This window comes from Chitinophaga sp. (assembly GCF_039596135.1).
Taxonomy (GTDB): Bacteria; Bacteroidota; Bacteroidia; order Chitinophagales; family Chitinophagaceae; genus Chitinophaga.
On the sequence record NZ_JBCNKH010000127.1, the window covers coordinates 1 to 8,562 of the forward strand.

The 8,562-nt window shown below is 43.4% G+C and carries 7 protein-coding genes; 3 read left to right on the top strand and 4 right to left on the bottom strand.

Annotated elements, in window-relative coordinates:
* Positions 1-699 precede the first annotated feature (699 nt).
* Together ABDW16_RS30945 and ABDW16_RS30950 are read right to left on the bottom strand one after the other, a co-directional pair.
* A complete protein-coding gene (locus ABDW16_RS30945) occupies positions 700-1,683 on the bottom strand; it encodes an aldo/keto reductase (RefSeq protein ID WP_343675312.1) in 984 nt (327 codons plus the stop codon).
* 141 nt (positions 1,684-1,824) lie between these two features.
* On the bottom strand, positions 1,825-2,721 hold the full coding sequence (locus ABDW16_RS30950; protein WP_343675314.1) for an AraC family transcriptional regulator: 897 nt from the start codon (positions 2,719-2,721) through the stop codon (positions 1,825-1,827).
* Positions 2,722-2,872: 151 nt separating this feature from the next.
* Here ABDW16_RS30950 and ABDW16_RS30955 point away from each other — a divergent pair, with 151 nt between their 5' ends.
* The 3 genes from ABDW16_RS30955 (at position 2,873) to ABDW16_RS30965 (ending at position 5,885) form a co-directional block, all read left to right on the top strand.
* Positions 2,873-3,859 carry an aldo/keto reductase gene (locus ABDW16_RS30955; RefSeq protein WP_343675315.1) on the top strand — a complete coding sequence of 329 codons (987 nt, stop codon included), beginning with the start codon at positions 2,873-2,875 and terminating at the stop codon, positions 3,857-3,859.
* Positions 3,860-4,238: 379 nt separating this feature from the next.
* Positions 4,239-5,054: an oxidoreductase gene (locus ABDW16_RS30960; protein ID WP_343675317.1), complete on the top strand. Its 816-nt coding sequence runs from the start codon at positions 4,239-4,241 to the stop codon at positions 5,052-5,054.
* 6 nt (positions 5,055-5,060) lie between these two features.
* Positions 5,061-5,885, top strand: coding sequence for an AraC family transcriptional regulator (locus tag ABDW16_RS30965; protein ID WP_343675318.1), 825 nt, complete (start codon positions 5,061-5,063; stop codon positions 5,883-5,885).
* 137 nt (positions 5,886-6,022) lie between these two features.
* Here ABDW16_RS30965 and ABDW16_RS30970 read toward each other — a convergent pair whose 3' ends face one another.
* Together ABDW16_RS30970 and ABDW16_RS30975 are read right to left on the bottom strand one after the other, a co-directional pair.
* Positions 6,023-7,687, bottom strand: coding sequence for a hypothetical protein (locus ABDW16_RS30970; protein ID WP_343675319.1), 1,665 nt, complete (start codon positions 7,685-7,687; stop codon positions 6,023-6,025).
* Positions 7,688-7,704: 17 nt separating this feature from the next.
* Positions 7,705-8,562, bottom strand: an 858-nt coding sequence (locus ABDW16_RS30975) for a FecR domain-containing protein (protein ID WP_343675320.1), incomplete at its 5' end; no start/stop codon positions are given.

Below are 8,562 nucleotides of genomic sequence, written 5' to 3' on the forward strand. Positions count from 1 at the left end.
GGGCGAATTCCTCTTTCTCCGCTAAAAAATCGAAAGATTTAGCAAGCCTTCAGATGGAAAATCTGAAGGCTTTTTTGTGTTTGAGATCGAATTTGGCGGTCATGTCAAAAATGATTTTGACTGTAACAGGTCCGGGTGGTCGAATCCCTCTTTCTCCGCTAAAAAATCGAAAGATTTAGCAGGCCTTCAGATGGAAAATCTGAAGGCTTTTTTGCGTTTGAGATCGAATTTGGCGGTCATGTCAAAAATGATTTTGACTGTAACAGGTCCGGGGGGGCGAATTCCTCTTTCTCCGCTAAAAAATCGAAAGATTTAGCAAGCCTTCAGATGGAAAATCTGAAGGCTTTTTTGTGTTTGAGATCGAATTTGGCGGTCATGTCAAAAATGATTTTGACTGTAACAGGTCCGGGGGGGCAAATCCCTCTTTCTCTGTTAAAAAATCGAAAGATTTAGCAAGCCTTCAGATGGAAAATCTGAAGGCTTTTTTGTGTTTGAGATCGAATTTGGCAGTCATGTCAAAATGATTTTGACTGTAACAGGTCCGGGTGGTCGAATCCCTCTTTCTCCGCTAAAAAATCGAAAGATTTAGCAAGCCTTCAGATGGAAAATCTGAAGGCTTTTTTGCGTTTGAGATCGAATTTGGCGGTCATGTCAAAAATGATTTTGACTGTAACAGGTTCGGGGGAATGTATAACTTGCTTACCTGCCTTGCAGGTCTGCCAGGCTTGCGGGATAGCGCTCTCCCTGAAGGCTGATACTATCCAAAGCCTTATTGATATTGGCTAAATTATCATCGTTTAAGGCGATATTTGCACCGCCTATATTTTCTTCTAAACGACTTATTTTGGTAGTTCCAGGAATCGGTGAAATCCATGGCTTTTGCGCCAGCAGCCATGCCAATGCAATCTGCGCTGGCGTTGCGTTATGTTCTCCTGCAATCTTTGTTACAAGGTCAACAATGGCTTGATTCGCTTCGCGGTTCTCTTTGGTAAAACGAGGAAATATATTTCTGGCATCGGTCTTGTCAAATTCAGTGTCCGCATTTATCTTACCCGTTAAAAATCCTTTACCCAACGGGCTAAACGGAACGAAGCCAATACCCAATTCTTCAAGCAATGGAATGATCTCTTTTTCAGGTTCGCGCCAGAACATGGAGTACTCGCTTTGCAGGGCAGCCACGGGTTGTACGGCATGCGCTCTGCGTATACTTTGCGCGCCGGCTTCACTCATGCCGAAGTGTTTTACTTTGCCTTCTTTGATTAAATCTTTTACGGTTCCGGCAACGTCTTCAACAGGTACGTTGGGATCCACGCGGTGTAGATAAAACAAGTCGATGTAATCAGTTTGCAGATACCGGAGCGAGTTTTCCGCCACCTGCCTGATGCGTTCCGGGCGACTATCCAAACCATCTGTATTCTTACCGTTTTTAAAACCAAACTTGGTAGCGATGATTACTTTATCACGTACATGATGCAATCCTTTTCCTACCAACTGCTCATTGGCGCCTTGTCCATATGCTTCTGCGGTATCAAAAAAAGTAATGCCCGATTCATAAGCTTTTTGAATAAGTGCAATGGCATCTTTTTCATTTGTTGCCGGACCGTAACCATGGCTTAATCCCATGCAGCCGAAACCAAGTTCGGACACTTCTAACCCTGAGGTTCCTAATTGTCTTGTTTTCATTTTGTATGTTTTCTGCTACAAAATTGAGACGGAAGGGCGAGCTGTTTTGTATACAGATTACGGGGTTTTCTACCAATATTACTGATTGGGAAGGTCGGAACCTATTCTTTTGTAGCGATAAAAGAATAAGGTATGGAAAATTTAATTCATCATCCGGTAATCATTCGGCGTAACGCCTGTTTTTTGTTTGAACAAACGGGTGAAATGCTGGGGGTATTTAAAGCCCAATTCGTAGGCAATTTCACTCACAGATTTATTCATGTCAAACACTCTCTCTTTCGCCACATCTATCACTTTTGATTGAATGTATTCCTGGGCAGATCTGCCAGTCTCTTTCTTCACCAGGTCACCAAAATAGTTGGGTGATAAATGTAGGGCTTCGGCGCAATAAGCTACGGAAGGCAAGCCTTCGTGCTGCGGTTTATCGGATAAAAAATAGCTTTTCATTAAGGCTTCAAACCGCTCCAGGATCCCTTTGTTTGCATTGTCGCGCGTAATGAACTGGCGGTCGTAAAAACGGATGCAATAATTAAGCAGCAACTCGATGTTGGATGCAATCAATCTTTTGCTATGCTTGTCTATATTTTGATCGAGTTCGTACTCAATTTTTGAGAAGCAATCAATCACAATACTCTTCTCTTTATCCGACAGGTGAAGCGCTTCATTTACATCATACGAAAAGAAAGAATAATCCTGAATGTGTTTGCCCAACGGAGTGCCGTTTATCAGGTCGGGATGAAAGAGCAATACCCAGCCTTTCGGGTCAAATGGTTCAACACCAGGTTCCACACCTACCACCTGTCCGGGCGCTACAAATACCAGACTTCCTTCCTGGTAGTCATAGTGCTTTCTTCCATAACGCAATTGGGCATTGTTCAGTTCTTTCAGCCCCACCGCATACAAACCAAAGTTGAATGACCTGGCGGGCATCGGTTGCGCTTTCGAGACGTCAATCACCGCAACCAGAGGATGTTTGGTAGTTACGCCCCGCATGGTATTGTATTGCGCGATACTGTCAATTTTTACAATCTCTTCCATACCTAATTCTTTTATCGCTACAAAATTACAGGTTCCGGCAATCCCTTTTGATACTGGTCTTCCCAATTAGTAATATTGGTAGGTAAAACCGTAATGTGTATACAAAACAGCTCAGCCATCCTCCTCAATTTTGTAGCAGAAAACATACAAAATGAAAACAAGACAATTAGGAACCTCAGGGTTAGAAGTGTCCGAACTTGGCTTCGGCTGCATGGGATTAAGCCATGGTTACGCTAACCAGCCGGACCGGAATGAAGCCATTCGCGTGTTGCGCGACGCCGTGGAACAGGGTATCACCTTCTTTGATACCGCAGAGGTTTATGGCCCTTACACCAACGAGGACATCTTGGGGGAGGCGCTGGAGCCGTTCAAGGGCAAGGTGGTGATCGCCACCAAATTTGGATTCAAAAATGGATCGAACGCTGAACTCGACAGTCGCCCGGAAACAATCCGCAAAGTGGTGGACGCATCACTCAGGCGCCTGCGCATCGATACGATCGATCTCCTTTACCAGCACCGTGTGGATCCGACCGTTCCCATTGAGGATGTGGCTGGCACCGTGAAAGATCTCATTGCCTTGGGTAAGGTGAAGCACTTCGGGTTATCAGAAGCTGGGGTGGTAAATATCCGTAAAGCCCACGCCGAGCAACCTGTGACGGTGCTACAGAGCGAGTACTCCCTTTGGTGGCGCGAACCCGAAGAAAAGGTCTTTCCCGTGCTTGAGGAGCTCGGGATCGGTTTTGTGCCCTTCAGCCCACTCGGCAGAGGCTTTCTGACCGGCAAAATGAATGCCGACACGGTCTTTGAGAAAGAGGATGGCCGGAGTTACTTCCCACGTTTTCAGAAAGAAAACATGGAAGCTAATCAAGCCTTTGTGGATGTTCTCGATCGCGTTGCGAAGGAGAAGGGAGCCTCCATCGCGCAGGTGGCGCTCGCCTGGATCCTGGCACAGCAACCGTGGATCGTTCCGATCCCGGGTACCACGAAATCGGAACGTGTGAAAGAAAATATCAGCGCGACGGCACTGGAGCTTTCTCCCACGGAGCTAAGCACGATCACCCAGGGCGCAGATAGCATCGAAGCCAAGGGCGGCCGGTATCCGGAAAATCTGGACAAGGTGATAGACCGGAAAGCTTAGACGATTGTGAGATCGACCTGATGGCGATTTCCATCGAGCCCGGTAGCCGGCTACCGGGATTGTAAAAATTTATGGAAAAACAGCATACAGATAGTTATAAAGTGCTAAATGCTTTAAATGTTGGCTACAGACTGATCGACACAGCTGCAGCATACTATTAAAAAAAAGTAATGTCAAGCCAGAAGAAATCTGTGACCACAAAATTTTTACCAGCGGATCCCGGGATTTATCATGTTTAAAAAACGTTTGAAAATAGCAAGCCTTCAGATGAAAAATCTGAAGGCTTTTTTTGTGACCTTTTCAGCATACAAAACTGGACTTTTCAACAAACCACGCACTACAAGCCCCTCATTATCTTTGCTCCATAAAATTTATTGCAATGAAAAAAACGGTTTTAGTTACAGGAGCTTCGGCAGGAATTGGAAAAGCAACAGCTATTTTATTAGCACAAAACGGCTACCATGTTTATGGTGCTGCACGTAGGATGGAAAAAATGCAGGATCTTGAAGCTTACGGCATCAGACCTATCGTATTGGACGTTACAAAAGATGAAAGTATTAAGGATGGTATAAGCCAAATTTTGAAAGAAGCAGGGAGCATTGATATTTTAGTAAACAATGCAGGGTTTGGTCTGGAAGGCGCAATAGAGGATGTATCAATTGAGGACGCTCGCTATCAGCTGGAAGTAAATGTGTTTGGTGCGATGCGCCTGGCACAACTGGTATTACCGAAAATGCGGGAAAATAAATATGGTAAGATTGTAAATATTTCGTCTGTTGGTGGTAAAATTGCATTTCCATTAGGTGGCTGGTATCATGCAAGCAAGTTTGCATTGGAAGCATTAAGCGATAGTATGCGAATTGAAGTCAGGGAATTTGGCATCGATGTAATAGTTGTGGAACCAGGGGCAACTAAATCAGAATGGGGAACTATCGCTACAGATAGTTTGATGAAAATATCGGGGCATACAGCTTATAAAGAGCTAGCAACTAAAACGCATAAAGTATTTACCCAATTATCCAATGGTATAGCAGAACCAATAGTTATAGCAAAACTTGTTAAAAAAGGTATAGAAGCAGGAAATCCAAAAACCAGGTATACGGGGAAGGAAATGAACTCCAGGGCCTTATTGATTTTAAGAAAGATTTTATCCGATAAGCTGATGGATAGATTAATAATGAGCCAGATAAAATAATAAACTATGGACAATAATATCATTCTTCAACATAATATCCTGTATTCGTGTGGTTATCAAAAAGCACAAAGTAGCGAACATTACTTTCCCGACCATGCTTTAGGGATAATGCTATCAGGGGAATCGTATTATTTTTCAAACGAAGGGACATTTGTAATGAAAAAAGGCGCAATATGTCTGATGCGTAGAAATCAGTTATTCAAAAAGCTGAAAAAAGCAGATCAAAATGGAGAACCACCTTCGTTAATCTGCATGTTTCTTAACCAAAATGCTTTACACCAATATGCAGTAGAAAATAACATCCCAAAACAAAGCACGTATAAAGGTAAAGCTATGATCGACCTTACAGGAAACCTTTTTTTAAAAGGTTTTTTTGATTCATTGTTGCCATATATTGATAACCCAAAAAAATTGACTGCAAAAATTGCAGAACTTAAAACGCAGGAAGCAATTGAGCTGTTGCTTCAAACAGGAGATATCTTTGAAAACTTTTTGTTTGATTTTCGGGAACCACATAAGATAGATCTGGAGACGTATATGAATCATAACTATAGGTATAACATTCCTTTGCTATCGTTTGCGAAACTCACCGGACGTAGCCTTTCTACATTTAAAAGAGATTTTACAAAGATATTTAACACAACACCTGAAAAGTGGTTGCAACAAAAGCGTTTGGAGCAAGCCCACTATTTAATCTTAAAGAAAAAACAACGTCCGTCAGATGTATATCTTGAAGTGGGTTTTGAAAATCTATCTCACTTTTCCTTTGCGTTTAAAAAACTATTTGGACTGACTCCAACCGAGTTAACAGAACAAAATCAGAATAATTAAGCTTGTGTCTTGTCCAACAGGCTAAAGTTGAAAACTGCCATTAATGGTCATGATCACTTAATCCTACAGGGTATAGAAATAATTGCAAATGCCGCCCTGCCTGAAACAGGACGGCATTCTAATATGTTAAAAAAAACTTATTTTTTTATATCAGCAAGCTGCAGTGTAATTACGTTCGATTCTGGTTTCAATCTGAACAATGCCCCGTTCTGCGGTTTCGATACCCATCCTTTCTGCGCCAGTAAACTGTAATTCACTCCATCAAAACTGCAGTCAATTTGTTTTTGCCCTATCTTGTCAAATGGCAGTCTGGCAACAGGCGCAGTACTTAATTCCAGGAACCAGTCACAGGTCTTGTTGCTAACCATTTTCATATGGATAGTTTTTTCGCTCAGGTCTATTTCCAGTGATCCATTTATGTCTGTCAACGGCCAGGATACATGTACTGTGTTCATATCTTTCTGTGTAAATTTTGGGTCGCCGCCCTTCAATGAAACCTCCTTTCCTTCTATCAATGCTTTTAGCCTCAATCCCGCAATTTCTTCCTTATTGCTCCATAAATATCCATCAACGATTGGTAGGGTGAAGAATGTACACTCATTAGATGTTGCCGTTTGTGTGGTATAAACGTCAGCGAATTTTTCATCGAATAAATGAATATCCCGTATGCGAAGGCTACCATTCTCCCATATCATATTGATACGGTAAAAACGGCTGTTGAACCAGATGGTCTTCAGGTTGCTTCCTTCTATGTCATTGGTAACTGCAAACGAAGTGGAAGGCGTTACTTTATACTTCTTCCTGAACCACTGTCCTGATTGTTCCAGTGTTTCAACCCTTAGTTTCCCCTCATCCCTGAGCTGGGCTATCAGTGGCATCTGTATCTCGAAGCCTTTTGCCATTGCATCCCAGGTAAATGAGTTTTCCTGCCCTGCCTGGGCATAGTTAAATCCTAATGCATTATCTTCCGTAAATGATTTGAAGAACCACTTCACCCAGGCCTCATCTCCGCCTCCAAAATGGTATACGGGCTCCAATGTCACCACCCCCTGATGTTTACTGCCCACGCCATCGTCATACTGCCTGATAGGATCGCTACCCAGCATTCTGAAAACAGGGACGGGTATCTGCTGCTGTGAATGCTGTGCCGGCATATATGAATTGACCTTGCTGGGATAATATGCCTGGTTCCAATAACCGCCCCATAATGTATAACCGTCTGTTCCATATTGATCCTTGCAATTAGCTGAAGCAACTATGTGGTATTTCTCATACATATAGTTCAGGCTGTGCGCATCTATAAACCAGGAAGCCACCGATCTGGGATAACTACCGAAAATCTTTTTGAAATCCGTCATGTACACATCAATTAATTTTTCCCGTTCCTCAGGCGTATATCCCGTTGAAAATCCAATGTTCGCTCTCCAGTCCCAGGGATAACGTCCTCTCCATTTTAAACCGGCCTTCTCCACCAGCGGCTGTGGTATTTCCCACCATCCTCCGATTTCAAAAGAATCCTTTGGTAAGCCGGCCAGCAGCTTTTGATACCTGGGGTTCATCAAGGCGTCATATTGAAGCAAAAAAGTTCCTCCCAGGTGATATTTCCGCATCATATCAAGTTGTTTTACAACTGTCTGGTACAATACATCCTCTGTGATGTTAGCATCCCGCGGCTCCAGCAGGCGGATAAAGTTCACAATGTTAACGATCCTGGGACTGCTCTCGTAAGTATAAGAAGATAATGCAAACAGTAATGTGAGACCTGTAATTACTGCAATAAAACGTTTTCTGATCTTAATCATCTTTTATTGTCTTGAATTTAAATATGCAATTTGATATGCAATACCCCTTCTTTATAGTAATACTCGCAATTGGTAGTAGAACGCAGGATATCTAAAAGATCATTCAGCGGTCTGTTTTTAAAGACAATACCTGTAAAATGCAGACCCGTGGCCAGCCCGGGATTATCAAGCTGTACTGGAGTATTGAACCAGCGTGGTATCAGGGCTGCCAGTTCGCTGATTGGAGCATTGTCCATTATATACTGACCGTTTATCCATGCCAGTTCATCCTGATTAAAGGGATGAACTGCTATGTTATCTTGCCCTGCTGCATAGCTGCCCTGCTGTCCAGGTTTCAGCACAGCTTTTGCCGATGTGTTTTTAATCGCTATCGCCCCACTTACAAGCGATATTTTATTATTACCCTGCTCATAAGTATTTACGTTAAACGTGGTCCCCAATACCTGCACGCCGGCGCCATCGGGTAATTCTACCACGAAAGGTCTGGAATCGTCCCGGGCAATTTTGCAATAAGCCTCCCCGCTGATCCTAATGATCCGGGCGGAATCCCCAAACCTGAATGGGAAATATACCTCTGTAGCAGAGTTTATAATAATCTCTGAGCCATCAGACAGCTTTAATGTATAATCCAGGCCGGGAGGCACCCATAACTTGTTCATGCTTGCCCTAGCACCATTGTCTGTATAGCTGAGGGTTCTGGCAGCAGGATCATTCGCCAGGTGCACCTTTCCTGCGTCAGCTGCTTTGGCGCTGGAAAGGTCAATCACTTCACCTTCGGCCAGTTCCAGCCGTACCCCTCCAGGCAATGATGCACCCTTTGTATCGCTGACCAGGGCCTGTTGTGATCTGTGAGTGCTTATGAAAAAGGCACAGGC